Below are 1,677 nucleotides of genomic sequence, written 5' to 3'. Positions count from 1 at the left end.
CGAGGTCAAGAAGCTGCGCAACATGAGCCCGATGTCGGCCGAGTCCACGGTGGTGCGGAACTACCTCGACTGGCTGCTGTCGATCCCGTGGGGCAAGGCCAAGCAGAAGCCGATCGACCTGCAGAAGGCCGAGGACATCCTCGAGGAGGATCACTACGGCTTGGAGAAGGTCAAGGAACGGATCATCGAGTATCTGGCCGTCCAGGCGCGCACCGGTTCGCTGCGCGGCCCGATCCTGTGCCTGGTCGGACCTCCCGGCGTCGGCAAGACCTCGCTGGCCAAGTCGATCGCCAAGGCCACCGGTCGTGAGTACGTCCGCATGTCGCTGGGCGGCGTGCGCGACGAGGCCGAGATCCGCGGCCACCGCCGGACCTACATCGGGTCCATGCCGGGCAAGATCATCCAGTCGATGAAGAAGGCGAAGACCACCAACGCCTTCATCCTGCTGGACGAGATCGACAAGCTGGGCGCCGACTGGCGCGGCGACCCCTCGTCGGCCCTGCTGGAGGTGCTGGATCCGGCCCAGAACTCGACCTTCGGGGACCACTACCTCGAGGTCGACTACGACTTGTCCAACATCATGTTCGTGACCACGGCCAACAGCCTGAACATGCCGCAGCCGCTGATGGACCGGATGGAGATCATCCGGGTGTCCGGCTACACCGAGGACGAGAAGGTCGAGATCGCCAAGCGGCACGTCCTGCCCAAGGTGACCGAGGAGAACGGCCTGAAGCCGGCCGAGTTCATCGTGCCGGAAACGACCATCCGCGACCTGATCCGGTACTACACCCGGGAAGCCGGGGTGCGTTCGCTGGAACGGGCCCTGGGCGGGCTGGCCCGCAAGGCCGTACGCGAAATGGCCCGGGACAAGGCGCTGACCATCACCGTGGATGACGCCAAGCTGGCTGAATACGCGGGCGTTCGGAAGTTCCGCTACGGCGAGACGGACGAGGAGGATCAGGTCGGCATCGTCACCGGCCTGGCCTGGACCGAGTTCGGCGGCGACATCCTGACCATCGAGGCGATCAAGATGCCGGGCCGCGGCCGCATGACCGTGACCGGCAACCTGAAGGACGTGATGAAGGAGTCGATTTCGGCGGCGGCCTCCTATGTGCGGTCGCGGGCCCTGGCCTTCGGCGTCAAGCCGCCGGTGTTCGAGAAGACCGACATCCACGTCCATGTGCCGGACGGCGCGACGCCCAAGGACGGCCCGTCCGCCGGCGCCGCCATGACCGTGGCCATGGTCTCGGTCCTGACCGGCATCCCGATCCGCAAGGACATCGCCATGACCGGCGAGATCACCCTGCGCGGCCGGGTCACCGCCATCGGCGGTCTGAAGGAGAAGCTGCTCGCGGCCCTGCGGTCCGGCGTCAAGACGGTGCTGATCCCGCAGGAGAACGAGAAGGACCTGGCGGACGTGCCGGACAACGTCAAATCGGCGCTCGAAATCGTGCCGATCTCCACGGCGGACGAGGCCCTGCACTGGGCCCTGACCGGTCCCCTGACACCGGTCGAATGGGATGAGGCGACGGATCCTCTGCCCGCGCCCGTGCCTCCGCTTGACGGCGCTGCAGCGACCGTCAGTCACTGAACCGCGACCTAGGTCGCAGACGAAACGCCGCCGACACGCCTGTCGGCGGCGTTTTCGCTTTTGACGCAACCGCCGATCCGCCCTTT

Annotated in this window: 1 protein-coding gene; it reads left to right on the top strand. The window is 66.5% G+C overall.

The genetic code is table 11. From position 1 onward, the window contains the following. Positions 1–1,591 (top strand): endopeptidase La (gene lon / locus Q0C81_RS16510; protein ID WP_291840501.1); only part of this gene is annotated, 1,591 nt, incomplete at its 5' end. Positions 1,592–1,677 lie beyond the last annotated feature (86 nt).

It is taken from the genome of Brevundimonas sp. (assembly GCF_023259385.1).
Classification (GTDB): domain Bacteria; phylum Pseudomonadota; class Alphaproteobacteria; order Caulobacterales; family Caulobacteraceae; genus Brevundimonas.
This window is presented reverse-complemented; position numbering and strand designations above follow the sequence as displayed.